Source organism: Peribacillus sp. NJ11 (genome assembly GCF_030348405.1).
Taxonomy (GTDB): Bacteria; Bacillota; Bacilli; order Bacillales; family DSM-1321; genus Peribacillus.
Genome location: NZ_JAUCFO010000001.1, coordinates 3724792 through 3748259 on the forward strand (window position 1 = coordinate 3724792; position 23468 = coordinate 3748259).

Annotated in this window: 24 protein-coding genes; 17 read left to right on the plus strand and 7 right to left on the minus strand. The window is 38.3% G+C overall.

The annotated features are described in order from the left end of the window. Positions 1-462 precede the first annotated feature (462 nt). Both QUF86_RS18405 and QUF86_RS18410 read left to right on the plus strand, forming a co-directional pair. The gene (locus QUF86_RS18405) at positions 463-1077 is read left to right on the plus strand and encodes an NUDIX hydrolase (RefSeq protein ID WP_289335136.1); all 615 of its coding nucleotides are present in this window, start codon (positions 463-465) and stop codon (positions 1075-1077) included. Positions 1078-1170: 93 nt separating this feature from the next. Further along, a complete protein-coding gene (locus QUF86_RS18410; RefSeq protein WP_289335137.1) occupies positions 1171-1968 on the plus strand; it encodes an endonuclease I family protein in 798 nt (265 codons plus the stop codon). A gap of 65 nt (positions 1969-2033) precedes the next feature. Here the strand turns inward: QUF86_RS18410 and QUF86_RS18415 are convergent, their stop codons facing one another. The 3 genes from QUF86_RS18415 to QUF86_RS18425 all read right to left on the minus strand — a co-directional run bounded on the left by QUF86_RS18415 (position 2034) and on the right by QUF86_RS18425 (position 5489). Beyond that, the gene (locus QUF86_RS18415; protein ID WP_289335138.1) at positions 2034-3092 is read right to left on the minus strand and encodes a lactonase family protein; all 1059 of its coding nucleotides are present in this window, start codon (positions 3090-3092) and stop codon (positions 2034-2036) included. A 145-nt stretch (positions 3093-3237) separates the two neighbouring features. Then, positions 3238-5004: an adenine deaminase gene (gene ade, locus QUF86_RS18420; protein WP_289335139.1), complete on the minus strand. Its 1767-nt coding sequence runs from the start codon at positions 5002-5004 to the stop codon at positions 3238-3240. 32 nt (positions 5005-5036) lie between these two features. After that, on the minus strand, positions 5037-5489 hold the full coding sequence (locus QUF86_RS18425; protein ID WP_289318367.1) for a nucleoside deaminase: 453 nt from the start codon (positions 5487-5489) through the stop codon (positions 5037-5039). Positions 5490-5749: 260 nt separating this feature from the next. On the opposite strand from QUF86_RS18425, the gene QUF86_RS18430 reads away from it, so the two are divergent. The 10 genes from QUF86_RS18430 to QUF86_RS18475 all read left to right on the plus strand — a co-directional run bounded on the left by QUF86_RS18430 (position 5750) and on the right by QUF86_RS18475 (position 13333). After that, positions 5750-6652, plus strand: a complete 903-nt coding sequence (locus tag QUF86_RS18430) for an AEC family transporter (protein ID WP_289316244.1) — start codon at positions 5750-5752, stop codon at positions 6650-6652. Positions 6653-6990: 338 nt separating this feature from the next. Then, the gene (locus tag QUF86_RS18435; protein ID WP_289335140.1) at positions 6991-7401 is read left to right on the plus strand and encodes a hypothetical protein; all 411 of its coding nucleotides are present in this window, start codon (positions 6991-6993) and stop codon (positions 7399-7401) included. Positions 7402-7840: 439 nt separating this feature from the next. Further along, positions 7841-8569: an amino acid ABC transporter ATP-binding protein gene (locus tag QUF86_RS18440; protein WP_289316246.1), complete on the plus strand. Its 729-nt coding sequence runs from the start codon at positions 7841-7843 to the stop codon at positions 8567-8569. A 22-nt stretch (positions 8570-8591) separates the two neighbouring features. Then, positions 8592-9419, plus strand: coding sequence for a transporter substrate-binding domain-containing protein (locus QUF86_RS18445; RefSeq protein WP_289335141.1), 828 nt, complete (start codon positions 8592-8594; stop codon positions 9417-9419). A 102-nt stretch (positions 9420-9521) separates the two neighbouring features. Beyond that, positions 9522-10160 (plus strand): amino acid ABC transporter permease, encoded by a 639-nt coding sequence (locus tag QUF86_RS18450; RefSeq protein ID WP_289316248.1) that lies wholly within the window; start codon positions 9522-9524, stop codon positions 10158-10160. A gap of 14 nt (positions 10161-10174) precedes the next feature. After that, the gene (locus QUF86_RS18455) at positions 10175-10825 is read left to right on the plus strand and encodes an amino acid ABC transporter permease (RefSeq protein ID WP_289335142.1); all 651 of its coding nucleotides are present in this window, start codon (positions 10175-10177) and stop codon (positions 10823-10825) included. A gap of 718 nt (positions 10826-11543) precedes the next feature. Continuing rightward, positions 11544-11825: a DUF4190 domain-containing protein gene (locus QUF86_RS18460; protein ID WP_289335143.1), complete on the plus strand. Its 282-nt coding sequence runs from the start codon at positions 11544-11546 to the stop codon at positions 11823-11825. Between the two features lie 109 nt (positions 11826-11934). After that, positions 11935-12255, plus strand: a complete 321-nt coding sequence (locus tag QUF86_RS18465; protein ID WP_289316251.1) for a type II toxin-antitoxin system HicB family antitoxin — start codon at positions 11935-11937, stop codon at positions 12253-12255. A gap of 386 nt (positions 12256-12641) precedes the next feature. Then, complete coding sequence (locus QUF86_RS18470; RefSeq protein ID WP_289318368.1) at positions 12642-13088, plus strand: nucleoside 2-deoxyribosyltransferase; 447 nt, start codon at positions 12642-12644, stop codon at positions 13086-13088. Positions 13089-13195: 107 nt separating this feature from the next. Then, a complete protein-coding gene (locus QUF86_RS18475) occupies positions 13196-13333 on the plus strand; it encodes a hypothetical protein (RefSeq protein WP_289316252.1) in 138 nt (45 codons plus the stop codon). Between the two features lie 394 nt (positions 13334-13727). Here the strand turns inward: QUF86_RS18475 and QUF86_RS18480 are convergent, their stop codons facing one another. Continuing rightward, positions 13728-14474, minus strand: a complete 747-nt coding sequence (locus tag QUF86_RS18480; RefSeq protein WP_289335144.1) for a L,D-transpeptidase family protein — start codon at positions 14472-14474, stop codon at positions 13728-13730. 219 nt (positions 14475-14693) lie between these two features. On the opposite strand from QUF86_RS18480, the gene QUF86_RS18485 reads away from it, so the two are divergent. After that, the gene (locus QUF86_RS18485) at positions 14694-15146 is read left to right on the plus strand and encodes a YueI family protein (RefSeq protein ID WP_289325226.1); all 453 of its coding nucleotides are present in this window, start codon (positions 14694-14696) and stop codon (positions 15144-15146) included. Between the two features lie 626 nt (positions 15147-15772). On the opposite strand, the gene QUF86_RS18490 is transcribed toward QUF86_RS18485, so the two are convergent. Next, complete coding sequence (locus tag QUF86_RS18490) at positions 15773-17041, minus strand: L-lactate MFS transporter (protein ID WP_289335145.1); 1269 nt, start codon at positions 17039-17041, stop codon at positions 15773-15775. 664 nt (positions 17042-17705) lie between these two features. Here QUF86_RS18490 and QUF86_RS18495 point away from each other — a divergent pair. Then, a complete protein-coding gene (locus tag QUF86_RS18495) occupies positions 17706-18797 on the plus strand; it encodes a branched-chain amino acid aminotransferase (RefSeq protein ID WP_289335146.1) in 1092 nt (363 codons plus the stop codon). Positions 18798-18834: 37 nt separating this feature from the next. On the opposite strand, the gene QUF86_RS18500 is transcribed toward QUF86_RS18495, so the two are convergent. Next, the gene (locus tag QUF86_RS18500; protein WP_289335147.1) at positions 18835-19521 is read right to left on the minus strand and encodes a helix-turn-helix transcriptional regulator; all 687 of its coding nucleotides are present in this window, start codon (positions 19519-19521) and stop codon (positions 18835-18837) included. Positions 19522-19659: 138 nt separating this feature from the next. Here QUF86_RS18500 and QUF86_RS18505 point away from each other — a divergent pair, with 138 nt between their 5' ends. Together QUF86_RS18505 and QUF86_RS18510 are read left to right on the plus strand one after the other, a co-directional pair. Next, the gene (locus QUF86_RS18505; protein ID WP_289335148.1) at positions 19660-20547 is read left to right on the plus strand and encodes a R2-like ligand-binding oxidase; all 888 of its coding nucleotides are present in this window, start codon (positions 19660-19662) and stop codon (positions 20545-20547) included. 146 nt (positions 20548-20693) lie between these two features. Then, positions 20694-21905, plus strand: coding sequence for an iron-containing alcohol dehydrogenase (locus QUF86_RS18510; protein WP_289335149.1), 1212 nt, complete (start codon positions 20694-20696; stop codon positions 21903-21905). Positions 21906-22046: 141 nt separating this feature from the next. Here QUF86_RS18510 and QUF86_RS18515 read toward each other — a convergent pair whose 3' ends face one another. Continuing rightward, a complete protein-coding gene (locus tag QUF86_RS18515) occupies positions 22047-22301 on the minus strand; it encodes an alpha/beta-type small acid-soluble spore protein (RefSeq protein WP_289316263.1) in 255 nt (84 codons plus the stop codon). Between the two features lie 265 nt (positions 22302-22566). On the opposite strand from QUF86_RS18515, the gene QUF86_RS18520 reads away from it, so the two are divergent. After that, positions 22567-23301 carry a YqcI/YcgG family protein gene (locus tag QUF86_RS18520; protein WP_289335150.1) on the plus strand — a complete coding sequence of 245 codons (735 nt, stop codon included), beginning with the start codon at positions 22567-22569 and terminating at the stop codon, positions 23299-23301. Positions 23302-23468 lie beyond the last annotated feature (167 nt).

Sequence of the window (23468 nt, forward strand, 5' to 3'; positions counted from 1 at the left end):
TAAATTAACAAAGATTGGATCCAGACTTTACTTTTTAATTGAGACTACTGTGTTTCGTTTTAGCACCGTTCAGAACTTTGACCGGTGCTTTTATCTATTGTTAAATGATCCATATGGATGATGTGCATCCCTTCAATAGTGAAAAAACCCTATCAGTGATCGTCCATCCATAAATTAGCTAATCACATAGGTTATTAAAGAATATAATTTCCACGTGGAAATGAAATGAGAGATTTGTAATGGAAAAAGGTTTAATTCCTCCTTTTCTTGGATGATGAGGGCCTATTTTGTATGAAATACCAAGAATATAGAGTTTAAGCAATCTATTACGAATTAAAGGGAACATATTGGAATCGTTTTCCTTGCTTAGTTATAGCGTATGTTTGAAAATGGAAGGATAAGGAGTAGTAGAAAATAAACCGATCTAATATCGTCAATATTCCGTCAGAAGAGGTGAGGGACATGAAAACTGAAGATATAACAAAAAAACTCACATTACATAACCCTGAAATTTTAGGGAGTGGGAATTTTTCAAAGTATGCCGTATTGGTACCGCTAATAGAGAAGGAAGATGGAATACACGTTCTATTTGAAGAGCGTTCACACAATCTGAGGAGGCAGCCGGGGGATATCTGTTTTCCAGGCGGTAAAATAGACAAGTTGGACCATGATGAACAGGCGGCTGCACTAAGGGAGACATACGAGGAACTTAATTTAAATAAAGAAGATATCTATAATGTCTTTCCAATTGATTATTTGGTATCTCCTTTTGGCATGATTGTTTATCCTTATGCAGGATTTGTTCGTGACCATCAACGGATAATACCAAATCCAGCTGAGGTAGAGACCATTTTTACGGTCCCGCTATCCTTTTTCATGGAAAAACCGCCAGAGATATATCATGTGAAGTATAAAGTGGAACCACATGAAAACTTCCCCCATGATTTAATCTTTGGCGGTGAGAATTATAAATGGCAGCCAAAACAGATGGAAGAATATTTTTACTTATATAACGATCGTGTAATCTGGGGAATGACAGCAAAAATCCTTACCCATTTTATTGAAATTCTTCGTTAGACCCTTCTAAAGCACCTTTTTTTTTCGTTCTATTTCTATTAAACTTTAAATATGGTAAAAGTTAGGTTTTAATATAAGTGGGGAGATGAGTGGATGAAGAATAGTTTTGAAGTACTTGAAAAAGAACGGGCAATGGCAATGGCTGCGTTTGTGAACTTCAATGAAAACCGCGAATACTATGATGAATCCAAAGATCAGGAACTTAAGAAAGTATACTATCAAAATGGTTCCTTGGACCGAGAAGCACTGAAGGAGCTGCTTGTGACAACCCATAAAAACCAGCTGAACTACTCACCACATCGTCATGTTTACCCTTGGGTGGACTTACAGGAAAATGGCAAGCTGAAAAGTCTGTATTCCGGAAAAGGAATGGATCCTGTGGAAGTCATTGAGGAAGATATCCGTATACTTGAAGTGTTGTCAAGAGGCATTGAATCAACAAAGATGGACAACATGCTCGTTAATTGTGAACATGTCGTACCTCAATCATGGTTCAATAAAAAAGAACCGATGAGGGGAGATTTGCACCATCTGTTCGCTTGTGAACCAACTTGTAACAGCAGCCGGAGTAACTATCCATATTATGATTTTGAGGATTATATCCCAGAAGCATCGGCTGCCGGTATAAAGGCGGGTTGCGGGAAATCTGATGAAGGTAAATTCGAACCTGAATACGGAAAAGGTATCGTAGCGAGAGCTACCATGTATTTTTTATTAAGGTATGAGGGAATCATCGATAGCGGCAAAGTTAACCTGGCACTGCTTTTGGAATGGCACCGGCTTTTTCCGGTCAGCATTTATGAAAAACATAGAAACCAGGCTATACATGAAATTCAGGGTAATCGAAACCCATTTATAGATTTTCCGGAAATGGCGGAGAAATGGAATTAAAGAAGGATTTATAAAAAAGGGATTGAAGCTGTGGTAAAAGCTTCAATCCTTTTTTAATTATAGAACTAAAGGAATTTTACACAAACAGGGAAGGGAACTTGAACATCTTTTTGCAACAATGTTAATTTTCCGTCCTGTTCATTCCGTGCAAATAGTGTCAGGTTTCCTGATTGTTCATTAGAAGCGATCAGGAATTTTCCGCTTGGGTCCAATGAAAAATCACGTGGCCAATGTCCTTCGGTAGAAACCAGTTCCACGAATGCCAGTTTGCCTGTTTCTTGATGGATTTGGTAAACCGCAATACTATCATGTCCGCGGTTTGCGGCATAAATGAATTCCCCGTCATCAGAAATATGAATGGCGCTTCCTTGGTTATTTTCCTTGAAATCTTCCGGAACGGTCCGAACCGTTTGCAATTCAGAAAAGCTTCCTGATAGACTATCGAAGCTCAAAACAATGACTTCCGGTACAAGTTCTGCCATGACATACGCAAATTTTCCGTTTGGGTGGAAGGTCAAATGCCGCGGTCCGCTGCCGGGAGCAACAGATAAACTGTTTACTTCTTCCAAAACCCCATTATGTATTTTATAGGTTATTACTTTATCTATTCCGAGGTCGACTACAGCAATGAACCTTTCATCCGGTGTGAAACCAGCGAAGTGAGTGTGTGCTTTTTCCTGACGTTCTTCATTCGGTCCTTGACCCTCATGTTGAATGGTAGATGATACTGGCAAAGGGGTCGCATTGTCATGAAGCGGATATGATTCAATCAGGCCATCTCCATAACTGGAAGTGATTAAGATCTGTTTCTTGCTGTCGACACTTATATGGCAGGAAGAGCCATTCGGTGTCAATTGTTTGCCCAAGAAGGTAAGTTCACCCGATTCTTCATTAATCGAATAGGAAGAAACTCCACCGCTGCCCGCTTCTTTTAAAATGGCGTAGAGATTCTTTTTGTCCTGGCTGATGGCGACATAAGTCGGATCAGTTAATTCTGCTGCAAGAACCGGTGTACTGAGTTTTCTTTCTGCTGTATCTAAAGTAAAGCGATAAATACCTTTGCTGTTTCCTTTTGTGTAAGTGCCAATATATCCAATGATGGTCTGTTGATCCTGTTTTGCCATATTTATCTCCTCCAAGAAAGATTTGTGTTTTTTTTATTTTAACATAGATGATACCCATTATATCCTTTTCCCGATTTAAGTTGAGTTATAACATTATTCATATAGAAATTTTGGGGGTGAATGGGAAAAACCCCCGGGTAGGGGGTCAAAGTAGATTGAACTTATCGGCAGGCATAACGGCTTCAATAGGAATATGCCTAAACTCAGAAACGGAAAATAAGCCCTGATCCGTCAGTTTAATTTCCGGGATGACAGGTAACGCCAAGAACGCAAGTGTAAGGAAAGGGTTGAAATGCCTGTTGGCACCGAGTTTCAAAAGGGCTTCATCGATTCGTTTCAATGAATGAACCACATCCATATATGTGCATTCACTCATCAATCCAGCTATTGGAAGGGGAAGGGAAGCTAGTATTTTCCCATTTTGGATTACGGCCAATCCACCCTGCATCCTTTTGATTTCCTTTGCTGCCCTTAGCATATCTTGGTCATTCGTGCCGGCAATGATTAAATTATGTGAATCATGGGCTACTGTAGTGGCAATTGCGCCTGATTTCAAACCAAGCCCTTTGACGATTCCAAGACCTAATTGTTTGGTCATATGATGCCGTTCAATAACTGCCAGTTTTATATGATCAACATGTTCAGAGAACTGGAATAGACCATCATGATTAAGTGTAACCGGTTCAATCGAATGCTTTGTAATCAAACTGTTTGGAGTAATCTCAATAATATTAGCAAGATTATTATTAAAAGGTATCGCCAAATCGTCTTCCGTTATTTCATGAAATTTAACGGAGTGCTTCAAACCGTCGTCAATAACCTGTTCCTTTTCAGCTGGAAAGTTCAGTAATCGATTATTTTGGACAATAGGTTTTCCCTCTTTAAAGACCGAATGGATGATGATTGTATCGAGTTCATCTAATAGAAGGAAGTCTGCCTTGTATCCGGGTGCTATAGCACCATGTTCCTTTAAACCAAAACATTCTGCAGCATTGATGGTCGCCATTTGAATCGCGGTAATTGGTGGGATACCATTTTCTATGGAAAGTCGAACGTTGTGATCGATACTTCCTTCAGAAACAATATCATCGAGGTGCCGGTCGTCGGTGACGAATAAACAACGGCGGGAGTTCAGCTCATTAATGGCTGGAACCAGGTTTAATAAATCTTTGGCAACAGTGCCTTCCCTGATCATAAGATACATTCCTTTTCGCAGTCTTTCTTTTGCCTCTTCCGCTGTAGTGCATTCATGATCCGTTTTAATGCCGGCACTCATATAAACATTGAGCTGTTGTTCGGATAATCCAGCTGCATGGCCATCAATGCTTTTGCCTAGTCTATTTGCATCGTATAATTTTTGCAGCATATCATCCTCCGTATGTGAAACGGCCTGGAAATTCATCACTTCGGCTAAACCAAGCACTTTCGGGTTTCGATAAAATGAATTTAGATCTTGACTTCTTAAGACAGCGCCAGAATGTTCAAACTCCGTAGCAGGTACACAAGATGGCATCATGAAGTAGAAGTCAAAAGGAAGTTGGCCGGATTGTTCAATCATATAATGAATGCCCTTTTTACCGGAAACATTGGCTATTTCATGAGGATCTGCAACGATGCTGGTCACACCATGTAAAAGGAGGATTTTTGCGAGTTCAGAAGGCCTGACCATCGAAGATTCAATGTGGACATGGCCATCAATGAATGAAGGGGATACGAATTTTCCAGCAGCATCAATTTCTGAAATACCCTCATAACTCCCAATGCCAGCAATAAAACCATCGACAATGGCAATGTCGCCTGAATAGGTATCACCATTGAATACATCTATGATTTGCCCGTTTTTAATGACGCAGTCTGCAGGCGTTTTGCCTGCGGCGACGTCTATTCTCCTTTTAAGCAAGTTTTTTTTCATATTCGTAACCCCTTTGGCAAAGATATAACATTTTAATATTTTACTTTTTCAATATGGGTCTCCCATGTCCGGAATGGTAAATCGTGGTCATTGAAAGACATTTGTTCCATTTTAATAGTGCGGTTTTTCATTGGCAGGGCAAGTTCTTGGTATATAAAGTGATCATCAAAGCCAATAAGTGCAGCGTCTTCTTTAGTGCATGAGTAATAAATGGCTTTTGGTCGTGCCCAATAAATGGCACCGATGCACATTGGACAAGGTTCGCAGCTAGTGTATATTTCACAATCTGTAAGCTGGAAGCTATTGAGATTCCTGCATGCATCACGTATCGCCTGTACTTCGGCGTGAGCTGTGGGATCGTTGGCTGTTGTCACATTATTACATCCTCTTCCTACAACTTTGCCGTCTTTTACGATTATAGCACCGAAAGGTCCTCCGTTCTTTGCCAATACATTTTCATTTGCTAGCCGAACAGCCATCTCCATGAATTTTATATCCACTAAAAAAGCACCCCTTCATTTATTAATAAACCAATAGTGTTGATGTTACGTTTATTAACGTAAATATAATAAATAATATACCATATATAGACAAAAATTGAATATAATTTTCTGAAAATAAAGAAAAATCATTTTATGTTAGGATATATTACGTTGGAATCAGGAACGGTTTGAAAGAATTTTTACAAATAATGATAAAACTGATATTGTTATAAGAAAATCATAGGATTATGAAGGTGAGATGTATGGGATTTTTGGGCGTTCTTCTACCGATATTCGGTATTTTTGTTTTAGGGTACGTCGGTCAGAAAAAGTTTAAACTTGATACAAAATCGATTTCCACGATGGCATTATATTTAATGTCACCTTTTCTTGTGTTCCGAACTTTTTATTCCGCTGAATTTACGGTTGATTATTTTTATCTGTTCCTTTTCACGATAGTACTCTGTCTTTCTCTCATACTGGTAGTCTATATCATATCATTTTTCCGTAATTATTCAGTCACCGAAACAAGCGGCATGATATTGGCATCGGCATTCATGAATAACGGGAATTACGGAACACCAGTCATTTTCCTGTTATTCGGTGCAGCAGGACTCGATTATGCAATCATCCTGATGGTGGGTCAGCAGTTAGTCATGTGCACCATAGGCATCTATTTCGCAGCGAAGGGCAGCCCGGAAGGTAACGGAGTCCAAACAGCGCTTAAAGCAGTATTCAGGATGCCAATCGTGTATGGAGCTATTGCAGGTACGGTTTTTCAGTTTGTAAAAATTCCATTAAGCAATTCGGTTATGGAAGCTATTAACCTTGTTGCAAATGCAGCAATCCCAACAATCATGATTACACTCGGAATGCAGCTAGCCAACATTTCACTGAGGAAAATTGCCTATCGTAAGCTATCAGTTTCACTTCTTCTTAAACTTGCTGTTTCGCCAGCCATTGCATTCCTGTTATCACTTGCCTTACCAGTGGATGAAATGGTCAGGCATATCATGATTATCGTAGCTGCCATGCCAACGGCGGCCAACACTACGATGTATGCGCTCCAATTCAATACAGAACCTGAATTCGTCTCAAGTGCTACGTTCATTAGTACTTCATTAAGCTTGATTACGCTTCCGATCATCTTTTTCTTTGTATTATAGAAGATTATCATTCTGATTATGCGGGCAAACTTAATATATACACGAGGCGGAGAATTCCTTACAAATGCGCAGGAATCCGGATTACATGTATTGCCGTTGATGATCAAGTTTAGGCAAATTCCACTTATAGTAAGCAGGTGGAGTAATGATTATCATACGCGTCTAGGTTAAGGAACGAAATGATGGCTTTGGATTCCATTTGGATTTATGGGTTAATAAGGAACGGACTTATAGCAGTTTTCATTTAATGTTGATCAAAGGATGAGCTTGCTTTTTTTATTTTTCATTAAACTGGCATATACTTTTTAAATGTCATTGTATTAAATTGGAGGGATTTTGTGATCCAGACTAAAATTAAACTAACTAATCCTGGAAAGATTGAAGCCATTTTGAAGGAGATCGTTCAGAAATCCTATCAAGAAGCACTGGAAGAAAAACTCTTGCTATGCATGGAGTGTGGAGATGTGGATTTTTTTATCGCGTATTCAAATAATGAGGAACTTCAAGATGCGATTAATGAAAACTTTGTAATTGATGAATGTGGCGAAATCATGAAATTAGATGAACATCAGGAACTTATGGATGATTTATACGAGTATTTCTTGATCATACATAAGGAAAGTGATTTGTTTGATTTTTATCCAGCAGGTCCATATACTGTGGGTGGGGAAAGCCGGGAATCGGATACGGATATGCTGGCGCCTAGTGGCTTATTTTCAGCACCATTTGAAGATGCTATAAAGGAATGAATGTAAAAGACAGCAATTGCTGTCTTTTTTTTGTTCGTTCTATAATTGCTAATTCATATCAGGCATTTTGCTTACGGGAAATAAATCCCCTTTTTACAAAAATAGGAATCGTTTAGGGGAGATCGATTTAAATATGTTGGTTTTATGGAATATAGCAATAGTATCATAAAATATGTTATTGTTTTTAACAATTTAAAGTTTATATGGTAATTTTAAGTAATATTATATATAATGAATAATGTGAATATTGAATATATTTTTTTATATTACTAGTTTAAAATAATAAAAAAAATAACCTTATATTGGGAAATAATAAATAGAGAAAGGATTATACATATAGAAATGATTCAATTTAAGAGAATGCTATTTTATGCATTCGGAATTCTGATTATTATCAATTTTCAGAGCAAAAGATTGATTATGGGCAGGGAGGCTAATTATGATTGTTTTTGACCGGGTGAATAAGTATTTTGGTGATTTCCATGTATTGAAGGATATTAATCTTACTATTAATAAAGGGGAGGTGGTAGTAGTCATCGGACCGTCAGGATCAGGGAAAAGTACCCTGCTTCGATGCATTAATCGTCTTGAGACCATTTCGGAAGGCTCCCTTTCCGTTAATGGTTTAAATGTAGCGGATAGAAAAACGGACATAAACAAACTGCGTCGGAATATCGGTATGGTTTTCCAGCATTTTCACTTATATCCTCATAAAACCGTGCTCGAGAACATCATGCTTGCACCCAGGAAGGTTTTAGGACAATCAGAAGAGGAAGCGAAAAAGATTGCGCAAAAGTATCTGGAGAAAGTAGGGATTGGAGATAAAGCGAATTCATTTCCTTCTCAGCTTTCCGGTGGACAGCAGCAAAGGGTAGCGATTGCCAGAGGTTTGGCAATGGGGCCTGAAATCATGCTATTTGATGAACCTACCTCAGCCTTGGATCCAGAAATGATTGGCGAGGTACTGGATGTTATGAAAGCACTTGCCCATGAAGGAATGACGATGGTGGTTGTCACGCACGAAATGGGATTTGCCCGTGAAGTAGCGGATCGAATCGTATTCATGGACGAAGGCAGGGTTTTAGAAGAGGCATCACCGGCTGAGTTTTACGCCAATCCTCGTGAAGAGAGGGCTCGTTTATTCCTTAGCCGTATATTAAATCATTAAATAAAAAACAGGGGTGATTAACATGTTGAAGAAAAAGAAATGGTTGAAATTATCTTTGCTATCTTTATTGGCTGTCATTTTATTGGCTGGATGCGGCGGGGGAGAAGATTCAGGCAAAGATGAAGAGGGTGGCGGTAAAGGCAAAGAAACGGATGTTCTTGCACAAGTGAAGGAAAAGGATAAGATTGTTTTTGGGGTAAAAAATGATACAAGGCTATTTGGATTGAAAAATCCTAGTACTGGAGATGTAGAAGGATTTGATATTGATATCGCCAAAGCTCTTGCAGCAGAAATCCTAGGTGATGAGAATAAAGTTGAATTTAAAGAAGTGACTTCTAAAACAAGGATGGCCTTATTGAATAATGGTGATATCGATGCGATTGTGGCGACAATGACAATCACGGAAGATCGTAAAAAAGAAGTTGACTTCACCGATGTTTACTTTGATGCCGGACAATCCCTGCTAGTCAAAAAAGGCAGCGACATCAAGGGTATTGATAGTTTAAAAGGGAAAAAGGTATTGGCAGTCAAGGGCTCTACTTCTTCCATAAATATCCGTGAAAAGGCTCCTGACGCACAAGTTCTTGAATTTGAAAACTATTCCGAAGCGTTTGCTGCACTTAAATCTGGGCAAGGGGATGCATTGACTACGGATGATTCAATCCTTTATGGCATGGCTGACGAGGATCCAAATTATGAGCTTGTTGGCGGTACATTTACAGACGAGCCTTATGGCATTGCTGTGAAAAAAGGAAATGCTGAGTTTGTTGACGAATTGAATAAAGCCCTTAAGTCACTTAAAGATTCAGGCAAGTACGATGAAATCCATGATAAATGGATTAAACATTAATCATTACCAAATGTAAGGGAAATGACCTTAATTAACATTTGAACATTTGTCTTGTGAGGATGAGCTTTTTGCTCATCCTTACTAGTTAAAGGAGTGTATGCCGTGCTTGATTTCTCCATTTTAACAGAGAATCTGGATATGTATTTATTAGGCTTTAAAAATACGATCATGTCGAGTTTAATCGCATTGGTAGCGAGTTTGCTCCTGGGTGTGCTTGTTGCTATCATGCGGATTGCCCCGATAAAGCCTCTAAACTGGCTTGGAACCGCCTATGTTGAGTTCATTCGGAACATACCGTTATTGATTATTACCTTTTTCTTCTTTCTGGGCCTTAAACTAAGTGGACTATACGCAGGAACATTAGCCCTGACCATTTACACTTCATCTTTCATAGCTGAGGCAATTCGGGCAGGCATTCTTTCCGTGCCAAAGGGTCAAATGGAAGCTGCCCGTTCTTCAGGACTGACATATGGGCAGGCAATGAGGCTCGTCATATTGCCACAGGCAGTTAAAATAGTCATTCCTCCTCTAGGAAACCAATTTATCAATCTAGTTAAGAATTCTTCCATTTTAGCCGTCGTTGCAGGACTAGATCTCATGTACCATGGGGATTTGATTTCTTCAAGAACATTTGTCGTGTTTGATGTATACATTTTCGTTGCAGCGTTTTACTTAATTCTTACCATTCCTTTAAGTCTTGGCGTTGGTTATTTGGAAAAACGTCTGGCAAAGAGTAATTGAGGGAGGTATAAGATATGGATTTTGCAGGTGCCTATACACCGGATAATCTTAAGTTTTTATTAGAGGGATTTTGGGTAACGCTCCAGGTAGCTTTTATATCCATTATTCTAAGTTTCATCATTGGCGGGCTTGTGGGCATAATCCGTTACGCAAAGGTACCGGTGCTATCTCAAATATTAGCCATGATTGTAGAAACGGTACGTAATTTACCGTTGTTATTAATTATATTTTTTACGTATTTTGCTTTACCTGAGGTACGCATTAAACTGGAAATCATTCCAGCGGCCATCGTTGCCTTGACAATTTTCGAGTCGGCCATGCTATCTGAAGTAATTCGAAGTGGGCTAAAATCCGTAGATAAAGGGCAAATGGAAGCCGCTCGTTCATCAGGCTTGAGTTATACACAGGCATTGATACATATTATTTTGCCCCAAGCGCTGCGCCGCATGGTTCCTCCTATTGTCAGCCAATTCATATCATTATTAAAGGATACTTCATTAGCGGTTGTCATCTCGTTACCGGAGCTAACTCATCATGGTCAAATTATATATGGGCAAAGTCAAAAGTATTTAATACCTATTTTGATCCTGGTGGCGCTCATGTATTTCATTGTAAACTATAGTCTGTCTTTGGTAGCCCAGAGGCTTGAATTGAAACGAACCTAAAAAAAACGACTCAGAAATGAGTCGTTTCAGTTTGTCTGCAATTTTTTTTGGCTTGTGCAATTTGGACCTTGATTGGAACTTAAGGCACTCGCTTTCCGCGGGCGGTCAGGGAGCCTCCTCGGCTTGCGCCTGCGGGGTTAATCCCTAAACGGCTTTTCCCGCAGGATTCTCGCGCCTTCCGTTCCAATTTTAAATTTGTTTTTCTTTTAAATTGAATACGAATAACCCTAAAGAAACTGAATACAGACAATAGGAATTGCCGGTCTCGGTTTGTAGACAACATAGGGTTCGGTATGGTCTCATCCCGAATAGCTGTCACGATTTTACCGTGGGAAAGATTACCATGATTTCAAAACAAGATTTGGTTATACTCCATGATTATTTATTCATTTATATGTGATGAAACGAAGTTTTCGCCACTCCTGCCGAATAACTGGCTGGCCGATACCCCACATGAGAGGAGGCTTGGCAGGCAGTCGACGGAAAGGGAACGGATTTCTGAAAACTTTTTTTAACTGCCGACAAACTCAATTTTTTCGAGTTTGTCTACTATCTGAAACGACTCTAAATGAGTCGTTTTTTACATGCATGGATTGGACCAAGTGTATGGAATTCACCGGCAGGAGAGCATGGAATATTAGTGATGAATGAGTAACAAATAATGAATCTTTTGCTTTTAATGACCGTATATATAAGGGGAAGAGAGAAGGTGGAAAATATGTCTGAAATTAAACCAACCAATAGCAAAGCGATTGTATCATTAATCATGGGGGTATTATCCCTGCTTATTCCATTCATCGGCATCGTATTAGGTATACTAGGTTTAATATTTGCAGCGAAGAGTAAACAAGAAATGAAACTTACTGGTGAAACCGGTAATGGATTGGTGACAGCTGGTAAAGTGTGCAGCATTATTGGAATAATCTTGAATGTTATCGTGATTTTGATTTTCCTAGTGTTTTCTTATTTTGTAGTAAGTACGGACATAACAACTTATTGAATGTAAAAATAATCTTGACAAACAAAGAAATGTAAATAAACCTATTTTTAATGGAATTTCATGTTATAATTAACTTAAAATCCTAAAAATTGTATGAAGGGATGATATTTTGACCATTCAAATCTTTGAGTATCCAGCTGTATTCTATTATGAAAAACACCCGTTGATTATCGACTCTTTTTCCGTTCAAGTTTGTTTCCCGGATTTTAGGCGAGAAGGAATTATTTCTTCCGTTAGCGGTAGGAATCGGGTAGATGCCTTAGCTTGTGCTCAAGAACTGTTGGAATCCATGGTCGAACATTTTATTCTCGATAAAAAAACAATACCGGATGCGAGTGAAATGGAAAAGGTAAATCTAGATAGGGGAATTAATATATGTGAGGCTGCACCCTTCAGGATTGAAATAGAAAATATCACATATGAAAAATAAAAAAACCTTGCCGGGTAGGGGACAAGGTTTTTATTTTTGATTTCTTGAAGATTAATCAACATTTTGTTACCCTTAAAATCAGATTTATAAGAGTAACTTTCAGTCTAACCATCCAAAAACATTAATATTTTTACATAAGTATATGTTTTTTTGAGAGTAAGGGAAGGCGACATTAATAATTGTAATAAGGCCAGAATACCCCGTCATATCATTTTTTTAACAAAAGCCATCATTGCCTGGAAAAGGAATGATGGCTTTTGTTTCGCTTAAATGTATGGGACCGAGACTTTGTCCTTAAATTTTTATTTATTTTTGGAAAAGGATATTGCGTTCTTTATAACGAATATGTATAGTATAGGTAACGTAGGTAAAAAGTATCAATAGTTATATATTTTGGAGGTGGATGTGTGAAATATTATATAGCATCAGATGAAAAAAATTTGAAGCAAGTAAGGTCATTGATAAAGAAATTAACTTCAAAAGGATTTACATGTGTGAATGGCGGGAATTTAATTGCGGATGATGAGACTAACCAAATTACGGACGGTATTGGAGAATATGAAAAAAAGGGGATTGAGGAAGCTGATTTTATGCTGATCTTCCTAACTGCAGGTAAAGGTAATCTCTATGAACTTGGATATGCTTTATCGTTAAATAAGAAAATTATTGTGTATTCACCTGAGAAAGACAATTATCATATTAATAAAAAATCAATTTTTCATAATCTGCCTGAGGTAACCATCTGTAGCGGGACATTTTATAAGCTGGTTAAATTGATACATACACTTTCACCTGAAGGATCGGAAAAAAATGATTCACTTCCCCTTAAATAAATGTCAAATGTAAATTAAAAGGTACCCTCTAATAAAATATCTTTTGAACGAATTGTTTGATGTATTAAAAATGAGGGTAAAACCATTAAAAAAGGGAGAGGACTGTTTTGGTTTTGGCCATTATTGATATCGACCAATTATTGTTAGCCACTGAAGCGATTGCAGAAGAATCAGTTCCATTCCATCTTGATACATTTGACATTGACCAACTTTTAGATAAAACGGATTTCTGGAATGGTAAGTAAGCATGCCCTTTGAGGATATGCTTTTTTCTGAGTGAAATTAACCTGATTACCGGTATGAACATCATACGAGTAATCAGGCAATGAGGATATGTTAAGGAATTGGAAAAAATTAAAACTTGCGCCCTTTTACGAATCCTAAAATCACAAACATTCCGATTGTGCCGATAACAAAAATTGATTTAATGGATAGTATGAGAAGTTCATCGTACATTTTTATATACCTCCTTATATGTAGTGACAGTGCGATTATGATTAGCTGTTTATATATAAATTATAACATAAAGGCAAAAGTGATGGTGGAAAATTACAGCCGGGATGGGTATTAATGTATGGAGTGTCACAGTTTAAACATAAAAAAAGATATCCACTAATCAGTGGATATCAGTAATGATGATTATTTAAGTCCAAGCGCTTTTTTCGTTTTTGGTCCTACGATCCCATCAGAAGTAAGTTTTTTAGACTTTTGAAATTTCTTTACGGCCATTTCAGTATTTTTTCCAAATGCACCATCTATTCCTTTAGTGCTGTATCCAAGTTTAGTTAATCTTTTTTGTAGTTCAATTACTTGGGGCCCCTTACTTCCATTCTTCAGGATAGAGTTGGTAGTATTTACAGGTAAGCTCTCAGATCCGATCACCTTATATCCATTCTTAGCTGCTATGGAAGCAAAAGATTTATTCGAACTGGCAATCAAGACTACAGTGTTCATCCTCACCTTATCGTACAGCCATTGTACATCATCGTTATACATGCGAATACAACCGGCACTTATATATTTCCCAATGGTTTTAGAATCATTATTGCCGTGTATTGCGTACGTATTTCCTGGTGTATTCCGTGCATTTATCCCCATCCATCGTTTACCTAAAGGATTCCTGGGGTCTCCGCCTCTAATGTTGCCTTTATAATAGGGACGATTCACTATCTTTGTCACTACCTTGAACTTTCCTTCAGGAGTATAGGAGGGTTTCTTTCCTGTCGCTACGATGAACACCTTCACCAATTTATCATTTTCATAGTAGGCCAGCTGATTATTGGCTTTATTGATGATAATCAGTTGTCTCCCTGCTGCACCCGAAGTATTACTGAACCCAACAAAACAAAAGGCGAATATCAATACAAATACAATTAATTTTTTCATTTTCTTCCCCGTCCCTCATTTAAACAACCTAAATTCACGCATATACTATCCTATGCAAGAAGCGAATCTAGAGTGACAATTTTTTAACCGAAGGGTAAACTAAAAAAGGGAATGTTAACCCAAATCACTTTTTACTTTTATGCATTCCAAAGAATGATGGGCACTATTTATGGCCATATTACATACAATTATTGAAGTGAAAGCGGAGGTGGGAAAGAATTGTCACGCCTAAAAGTGGAGGACTATCTAGAACAAGGAATCTATGGTCCAAAAGAAATCAAGCCTGGTGAACGAAAGGAGTTTCTGGGCACATTAAGAGAGCGTGTCGTCATCGTCTTAAAAAAAAGCCAAGTCTTTGAACTGAATGTATATCCGGAGATTGAGCAAAAGATGAAGCGGCATCCCCATTCAAATTTGTTTTTAAATGGTCAGATGGACTATCAATATCTAGGGAAATATATTAAATTGGCAATGAGTCATAATATTCCTTACAAAATTGTCCTAAACAAAGATCATGACTCCGATTTGGGTCTAGTACTAGCAGAAAAAAATGCAATAAACAAAGAAGAGATTTATATTGAGAAGCAAAATCATGCCATTCAAGTTATAAAAAAGAAAAGTGTCAAAGCGTTTTTCAAACGGTGGGTTAAAAAAGTACTAAACAAACGTTGATAGAACTATAAACGTTCAGTTTGTCGACAAAACGGGGTTCGGAATGGTCTCAATCCCATTCACGATTTTACCTATTGTTTCATCCCATATATAACAATAAAAAATCATGGAGCAAAACCAAGTCTTGTTTTAAAATTCGGGTAATAATCCCCTCGATAAAATCGTAAAAGGGATTCGGGATGAGACCATTCAGACCCCATATAGTCGACAGAATGAAACCTTCATTCGATAATGAAGGACTGGTAAAAAAATGATGTATGGATCAATCTGCCGGTTTCCTGTCCTTTCGTGCATAATCCCCATAATAAAGCCCGCCTACAAGGGTTACACCGCCAACTGCATAATCACAGTTGATGAAATATCACTTCAATTAACTTAACCAGCAAAGATATGGCAGCCACTTTCAAATAGGCTATCAATAAGATATCAGATTCAGTCAATCCCAGTAGATGTCCGAATATATAAACATCAAAAATAGATCTAACCTTAGTGATCGCATGGCTTATGGGGGCTTGGGTGCATGTTCAAATAAAAAGGAAAAAGGCATCATCAAAGTATACTCCGGTAATGGAGGTTTACTTGATGATGCCTTTTTGCAGGTGTTTAAGAACAAAGCTTTTTTAATATCAGGATATTTTACTTAAAGTATTCGTTAATCCTTGTTTCTGTTCTTTTTGCATTTTTTTAATATCCAAACGCAACCAGATGGAGATGGCGAATGCTATCGCAATTAATACAGCAAAAACGTAGAACACCGGGATGTAACTGTTCGTACTTTCCCTTATTGCAGTAACCAGCATTGGCCCGCAAACTCCTCCTAGTGACCATGTGGTTAAAAGATAACCATGGATGGCCCCAATTTCCTTAGTTCCAAATAAATCCCCGGCAAATGCAGGGAGGTTTGAAAATCCGCCTCCATAACAACTAACGACCAGCAATATGAGTCCTTGGAACAATAGAGTATTTGTAGTCGTTGGAAGTAAAAGGAACGCTCCGATTTGAATGATGAAGAAAATGACGAAAACATTTGGACGTCCAATATAATCTGATGCTGCTGCCCAGCCCAGTCTTCCTCCGCCATTAAAGATTCCCATAATGCCGACTAATGTTGCTGCACCGGCTACAGACAGCCCAACAACGTCTTGAGCCATGGGTGAAGCTACCGAAATCATCATGATCCCTGCACTTGTATTTATCAATTTCATGGACCATAACATCCAGAAGTGTTTAGTTTTAACCGCTTCTTTTGCCGTTAACTGCCTTAGGTCTTTCTTCAGTTCTTTCTTACCGGACTCAATATCTTTCTTCATTCCTTCAGGTAGCCAGTTGGCCTTTGGAGGTGCAATATAGGATGCCCCCAAGAACATCAGTATGAAATAGCCTGCGCCTAAAAGATAATATGTAGTATAAATGCCAACGGATTCCATAAGGCTTGCAGCTACTGGGGCTGTAATGAGGGCTCCGGCACCGAAACCTAATACTGCCATTCCTGTTGCCAATCCCCTGCGATCAGGGAACCATTTGACTAAAGTGGATACTGGTGAAATGTACCCGATCCCCATACCAAGTCCACTTAAAACCCCATATGTCAATAGGTAAAGCGGAAGTGAATCTACCATTACTGCCAAACCGGAACCAGCTTGTCCTAATCCGAATAATACAGCAGCGACCATAGCTGACTTCCTTGGACCATTTTTTTCTACGAATTTACCAAAGAAAGCAGCAGAAGTTCCTGCAAGCGCCATCATTATTGTGAATGCTAACGTTACTTCGGTTTCTGACCACCCCATAGTCTCAACTAATGGTTTTTTGTACACGCTATATGCGTATGCACCACCAATGGAAAGGTGAATGGCGATAGCGGATAAAGCGATTAACCACCTGTTTTTTGTCATGTTGTTACCCCTTTTCGTCTAAAATAAGAAAGTTACATGCGTTTTATCTATAATATTTTAATTTGCATGCATTTTATCTATCCTGTGGGATAAGTATATAAGAATATTAATTAGTCGTAAACTGCTAAATTGAATTTTATGAAAATTTCACCTTTATAAACTGTATTATATTAAATTTGGGAATAACGCTAAATTTTATGTAATAGTATAAAAGTGTTTCATTTCTTTAGTTGAGCTTTGTTAAAATACATATATTGCGTCCAGGCGGCTACAATTAGTAATCGGCTGCACATTTAGCCATCTTCTTGGTTAAAGAAGTGGAAATAATTCATTTGATTTGCTTGCATTTGGTTCCATGATGGAAAATCTTCAATAATTCTCATTGGCACTATTGTAGATAATTTGTTAAAATAACCTAATATTAAGGATATCAAGAAACCTTACAGAAAAATTCGGAATTGATATTTTTGAGAAATTTGACTAATAATAGGTTCTTTTTTCAGGAATAATAGTATAGAAATAAAAAAAAGTCATTTATTTTAAAAAAATTCCGAAAATTTCGTCTTAAAGGGTTGAACTATGATTCCTGATAGGAGTAAACTAATTAAAGATAGATTTTATGGAAGTGAAATCTTGTAAATTTATTCAACAAGGGGTTTTGGTAATGAAGGAACATGACATGCAAATCACGCTTAGTACAACAAAGAAAGAAAAACCACAAGCGGACCAGCTTGAGTTCGGTAAGCAGTTTACCGATCATATGTTTATAATGGATTACACACAAGGGCAAGGGTGGCATGATCCAAGAATTGTTCCTTATCAACCGCTCGCATTAGAGCCGTCAGCTATGATTTTTCACTATGGTCAATCTGTATTTGAGGGATTAAAAGCATATGCAACACCAGAAGATGAAATTATACTATTCCGTCCGGAAAAGAACTTTCAACGCTTGAATAGTTCAAATAGCCGATTGTGCATACCGGATGTCGAAGTTGATTTTGCGTTGAAGGCCTTAAAAACTTTAATTAGCGTTGATAAGGATTGGGTTCCTCAGGCAGAAGGGACCTCCTTATATATCAGGCCATTCATTATAGCTACTGAGCCTTATCTTGGAGTTTCTCCATCAGAGAAATATCAGTTCATCATCATCATGTCACCTGTAGGTTCGTATTATAAAGAAGGCATTCATCCGGTTAAAATAGCAGTGGAGTCAGCTTTCACACGTGCAGTCAATGGTGGTACTGGAGAAGCTAAAACGGGCGGTAATTATGCATCGAGCCTAAAAGCACAAGAAGTATCAGAAAAGCTGGGTTATGCCCAAGTCCTTTGGTTGGACGGAGTAGAGAAAAAGTATATTGAAGAAGTTGGAAGCATGAATGTTTTCTTCAAAATTAATGGTGAAATTATCACACCTGCCTTAAATGGAAGTATCCTTCCGGGTATTACTCGTGATTCCATTATAGAATTGCTGAAACATTGGAATCTTCCCGTTTCGGAAAGACGTATTTCCATGGAGGAAGTCCATGAAGCATATAAATCAGGTCACTTGGAAGAGGCCTTTGGAACGGGTACAGCAGCGGTAATCTCACCAATTGGTGAATTTTTGTGGAATGGTGAAGAAATGATCGTTCAAACCGGGGAAACTGGCGAACTATCTAGAAAGCTTTATGATACACTGACGGGTGTCCAAACAGGTAAAGTTGCAGACGAGTTAAACTGGACCACTAAAGTTGAAGAAAAAGTGACTCAGATATAAAGACAAAAAAAACCTTCTGTGAAGGTTTTTTTTGTTTTTATATAATCATTTTGTTTCTTATGGCAACCGCGACTGCCTCGGTCCGGTGACTCACTCCTAATTTCCTGATTGCAGAAGAAATATGATCTCTGACGGTAAATTCACTAACGTTCATTTTTGGTGCCATTTGCTTTAGTCCTAAGCCATTGGCTAAATGTTGAAGGACCTCCACTTCACGTTTACTTAGCAGGTATGTGGGAGGAGCGGATTCCAATGGTGAACTGACAGCCAGTTTCAAATAATGGGAAAGCTTCATTAAATCATTCTTGGTAACAGGCTTGTTGGCATGAATGGGGTCAACCAAAACGAAACCGATAACCATGTCATTCAAGATTATCGGAATGATTGCCAATGAAGAGATGGAAAATCTTTTAACGTATTTTGCAGGGATGGAAGATTTCGCATGTTGGATGGTTAAGTATATGGGTTTGTTATGGATGACTGCTTGGTGGATGGGGTATATATCATGAATATTTTCTTTAACATTATGTAATGAAAAAATATCTTCTCTTGTACATGCGCATATTCCTTCACCCATTCCTGTTAAACATGAGTAACTGAATAAAGATGCCCGTTGAAATGAAAAAAAATCCACACAGCCCTTTACGATCATTTGTGATTTATTTTCCATATCTTTTTGATCGGAAATCTTTTTTACATGATTCATCAGGGTTTCCTCAAGCATTCGACTTTTTTCCTCCCTACATTTTCAGTGCTAGGATACATACTACTAATATCTTACAATATAATGAAAATCCTTACAAATTAAAACATTCTATAGGAATTCAAAAGTTTACAGTTCATAAATCAAGGAGGCATTAACATGAAAAGAAAGAATTTAACGACCACCAGCCGGAGTTTTAGAGAAGATACCCTACCATTTAAACTTTATCAAAAGGCAAAGAAATTTGGTATATGGAATCCCCGTGACATAGATTTCAGCCAGGATAAAGAAGATTGGAAGTCATTTAATGATATTGAAAGGGAAGTGTTATTACGGATCATTTCCCTTTTTCAGGGGGGAGAAGAAGCCGTGACTTTGGATTTGCTTCCGCTCATCATGACGATAGCAAAAGAGGGTAGGATCGAAGAAGAAATGTACTTAACGACATTCTTGTTCGAGGAAGCGAAGCATATGGAGTTTTTCCGTTATACATTAGATCAAATTGGTGAAACGGGTGATTTGACGGTATATCACTCAGACACTTATAAATCCATTTTTTATGAGATATTGCCTGAAGCGATGGGGAAACTTTTATCCGATCAATCCCCTGAGGCATTGGCGGAAGCCGCCACTGTATATAACATGTTTACCGAGGGAGTTCTTGCAGAAACTGGATATTTCGGGTTCTATGAGACTCTCGAAGCTAGTAAAATGATGCCTGGTTTATTAAAAGGCGTTGGTCTATTGAAGAAAGATGAATCACGCCATATTGCTTATGGAACTTTCCTTCTGCAGAGAATCATCAGTGAACATCCACATATCTATAACCAAGTTGAAAAGAGGATGGAGGAACTTTCACCACTGGCCTTCAAGTTAAATACGGAGGGTTATGATCTGTTAGGCAATCCATTTGGTAATGACAAACAAGCTGTTCTAGATTTTACCATGAAACAATTATCAGTACGGATGGAGATTTTGGGAAGGGCAAAAGGAAAGGGAGTTGAAGAAATCTATCAAAGTAACGAAAAGGAATATGGGGTTTTGTGAATCGGAAACAAGCTTACGATGTTCCATTTCTGAATGTTGGATGTTGAAAAAGGATTTCACCTCATGTATGACATCACGCACTTGAAAGCTGGAAATGAACAATCCTTAATCGTTAATATAGACTAATTTGACTGAGGTGAAACTTTATGAAGGCAAACACTCAATCCAATTTTTGGCTAAGGTCTTCGATTTATAGCGGCCCGAATGCTCGTTCAATCATTCCGGATATATTCAATGGTCTTGGGGCCCAAAGGATTCTACTAGTGAGTGATGTGGGTTTGGAAAAGGCTGGTGTCGTTAAAAAAGTGGTCGAGAGTTTTGAGCTGCCGATCTTAGGCACCAAAGCTGAAATAGTAGGGCAGTTTCTTGGTGTTACACAAGACGCAGCGAGTGAATGTGTAAACGAAGCATTGAAATATGCACGCAAAGTGAATGCCGATGCCATACTAGCCATTGGTGGTGGAAGTGTCATGGATACCGCAAAAGCATTGAAATATGGATTATTTCAAGGAATTACGGATATAAATGATGCGATACCAAGAGGTTATCTGTATGAGGGGTTTCCAAAAGCCCAACCTATGAATATTCCACATATTTCAGTAGCCACAACAGCTGGAACCGGTTCTGAAGTATCCCCGATCGCAGTCATTTATAATGAACATATAAAAGTCAAAATGAATATATACAATGTTTTCTTAAGTTCGGATGTAGCCATTTTAGATCCCGAGTTAACTATCGGACTTCCTCCTGAAATAACGGCGTTTACTGGGGCAGATGCATTGACACATGCAATTGAAGCGATCGTCTCACCTTCAGCGACATCAATAACTGATGCTTATGCATTTCAGGCCATTCGAGTTATTGAAAAAAATTTACCGAGGGCTGTAAAGGACGGATCCAATATTGAGGCCAGAATGGAAATGTTGCATGGAAGCATGATGGGAATCACTGCATTTTGTAGTGCACTGAATGCGATTCCGGTTCATAACTTTGCGCACGCATTTGGAGCGTTATTCCGTATTCCGCATGGATTGGCCAATGCCGTGTTATTACCTGTTGTCATGGAGTCTATCCCGGAGTTATATCTTCAAAAGGCCCATTTGATAGCCGAAGCCTTTAAAGTCAAAATACACGATGAAGATCCAAAAGGGATCTTAGCGAAAGTGGTAGAAAAGATCCGCGTTTTCCTATCTGATCTTGGGTTGCCCCTTGACTTCAGTGACTATGGAATTAGAGATTCAGACATGGAGGGAATCCTTACTGCAGTAATGAAGGATCCAGCTGCCACTAATTATCCGGTGTCGTCGGAATTAATCATGTCAGTGGTTTCAAGAGTTTCACCCGTAAGCATTAATTAATTTCAAAAAAAGCCAGCCAAAAGGTTGGCTTTTTTGTTAAGTCCCAAAATGTATATTCTTTAGCAGGTAGGTAATGATCGCTTCAATGATATGGGACTTAATGAAACAAACGATAACAACTTGGATCGGAGAGGCACCTACTTAATGTCTTTTTCCTAAGTTTTCCTGGGCCATCTTTATAAGTTCCTTGACCATGCCTCCTCCTAACTTTCCACCAATTTTCCCATTCTGCTTGGATGTGAGCTCACCGTTATAGTCTTTTTTCAGCGGTACGCCAATTTCTTTTGCTACTTCAAACTTTGCCTCTTCAGGATTCTTTGTACCAGCAACTTTGGCTTTTAAATCATCGAGTCCTTTTCGTGCTTCGGGTACGAGAACTCTTCTTCTTCTTGCCATTTTAGCATCACTCCTATTTTTTTCTTAGGTTATCCTAATGGAAAGAAAATGATTATCATGCTGAACGATTGTTTTTGGCTGAATACCATAATTACGTTTTTATTAAAGGAAATTGGAATCACCTTGGAACGGGGAACTTATAAAATCTTAAATGAAGAATTATTTAGATAAGATGTACCTGATTACGGTGATTTGCCAGGTCGAAGAAGTTTTAGTTTAAATAAATTCGGGTATCATATATTATCACGATTTAAGGAGAACAATGATGCTAACTGCTAATTCAAGTTTATTAACGAAAGAAGATATGACAAATCCCGATCGAGTGCCGAAATGGCTAATTAAAGAATATCAAACATTCCATAATACAGTGACGGACAAAACATTTCCTTGTTATTTCGGGATGAAAGCTGAAAATAAAGGGGAACTTCGTTATGCTTATATCACACAGGAAGATTGGTCCAATCTCCCTAAAGCAGTGGAAAGTTTTCTTGATTTATTTCAGGAACCACCATATACCAGGCATGGCCTGTTTGTCTTTATGGAGCCTGAATCGATAGAAGGAGATATTGAAATGTACCGTAAAAGGTTTTGGGATATCCTGCAATACCTCCATAAAGCGGATAAAAAACCTTGGCCAATTGAAAAGCCGAAAGATCCTGAGCATTATTTATGGGACTATCATTTTGCAGGGGAACCAATCTTTGTCTTTGGTAATGCACCTGCTTATAAACAGCGTAAAACCCGCGATTTAGGAAATAGCCTTGTTCTTGGATTCCAACCCCGGATGATCTTTGAAGGGTTGGAAGGAACGGAAAAAGGCGGGATCATGTCACGTGAAAAGGTTCGTGAACGAGTGGAGAAGTGGGATAACCTTCCTACACATCCTGATATCAGTCACTTTGGTGATGTAAATCATAATGAATGGAAACAATTTTTCATCGGCGATGATATAGAACCGATAAAGGGTAAGTGTCCATTCCATCACAAAGAGTTAACTTAACCGAGGGCAAATTGCTCTCGGTTTTTTTATTCGCGGCATAATGGAATGCTGGTGGTTATAAAAAATCCAGGAGCAAATTCCTGAAATGTACATTTGAAAATTAAAAACATATTACTTGCCTTATTGGATGTTCAGTCATATAATGTGAAAGTAGAGATTGCAGTTAA

Bases quoted from the DNA above. Each gene is read 5' to 3' on its own strand.
- QUF86_RS18405 (WP_289335136.1), top strand. From the start codon at position 463: ATGAAAACTGAAGATATAACAAAAAAACTCACATTACATAACCCTGAA.
- QUF86_RS18410 (WP_289335137.1), top strand. From the start codon at position 1,171: ATGAAGAATAGTTTTGAAGTACTTGAAAAAGAACGGGCAATGGCAATG.
- QUF86_RS18415 (WP_289335138.1), bottom strand. From the start codon at position 3,092: ATGGCAAAACAGGATCAACAGACCATCATTGGATATATTGGCACTTAC.
- ade (WP_289335139.1), bottom strand. From the start codon at position 5,004: ATGAAAAAAAACTTGCTTAAAAGGAGAATAGACGTCGCCGCAGGCAAA.
- QUF86_RS18425 (WP_289318367.1), bottom strand. From the start codon at position 5,489: ATGGAGATGGCTGTTCGGCTAGCAAATGAAAATGTATTGGCAAAGAAC.
- QUF86_RS18430 (WP_289316244.1), top strand. From the start codon at position 5,750: ATGGGATTTTTGGGCGTTCTTCTACCGATATTCGGTATTTTTGTTTTA.
- QUF86_RS18440 (WP_289316246.1), top strand. From the start codon at position 7,841: ATGATTGTTTTTGACCGGGTGAATAAGTATTTTGGTGATTTCCATGTA.
- QUF86_RS18445 (WP_289335141.1), top strand. From the start codon at position 8,592: ATGTTGAAGAAAAAGAAATGGTTGAAATTATCTTTGCTATCTTTATTG.
- QUF86_RS18455 (WP_289335142.1), top strand. From the start codon at position 10,175: ATGGATTTTGCAGGTGCCTATACACCGGATAATCTTAAGTTTTTATTA.
- QUF86_RS18460 (WP_289335143.1), top strand. From the start codon at position 11,544: ATGTCTGAAATTAAACCAACCAATAGCAAAGCGATTGTATCATTAATC.
- QUF86_RS18480 (WP_289335144.1), bottom strand. From the start codon at position 14,474: ATGAAAAAATTAATTGTATTTGTATTGATATTCGCCTTTTGTTTTGTT.
- QUF86_RS18490 (WP_289335145.1), bottom strand. From the start codon at position 17,041: ATGACAAAAAACAGGTGGTTAATCGCTTTATCCGCTATCGCCATTCAC.
- QUF86_RS18495 (WP_289335146.1), top strand. From the start codon at position 17,706: ATGAAGGAACATGACATGCAAATCACGCTTAGTACAACAAAGAAAGAA.
- QUF86_RS18500 (WP_289335147.1), bottom strand. From the start codon at position 19,521: ATGCTTGAGGAAACCCTGATGAATCATGTAAAAAAGATTTCCGATCAA.
- QUF86_RS18505 (WP_289335148.1), top strand. From the start codon at position 19,660: ATGAAAAGAAAGAATTTAACGACCACCAGCCGGAGTTTTAGAGAAGAT.
- QUF86_RS18510 (WP_289335149.1), top strand. From the start codon at position 20,694: ATGAAGGCAAACACTCAATCCAATTTTTGGCTAAGGTCTTCGATTTAT.
- QUF86_RS18515 (WP_289316263.1), bottom strand. From the start codon at position 22,301: ATGGCAAGAAGAAGAAGAGTTCTCGTACCCGAAGCACGAAAAGGACTC.
- QUF86_RS18520 (WP_289335150.1), top strand. From the start codon at position 22,567: ATGCTAACTGCTAATTCAAGTTTATTAACGAAAGAAGATATGACAAAT.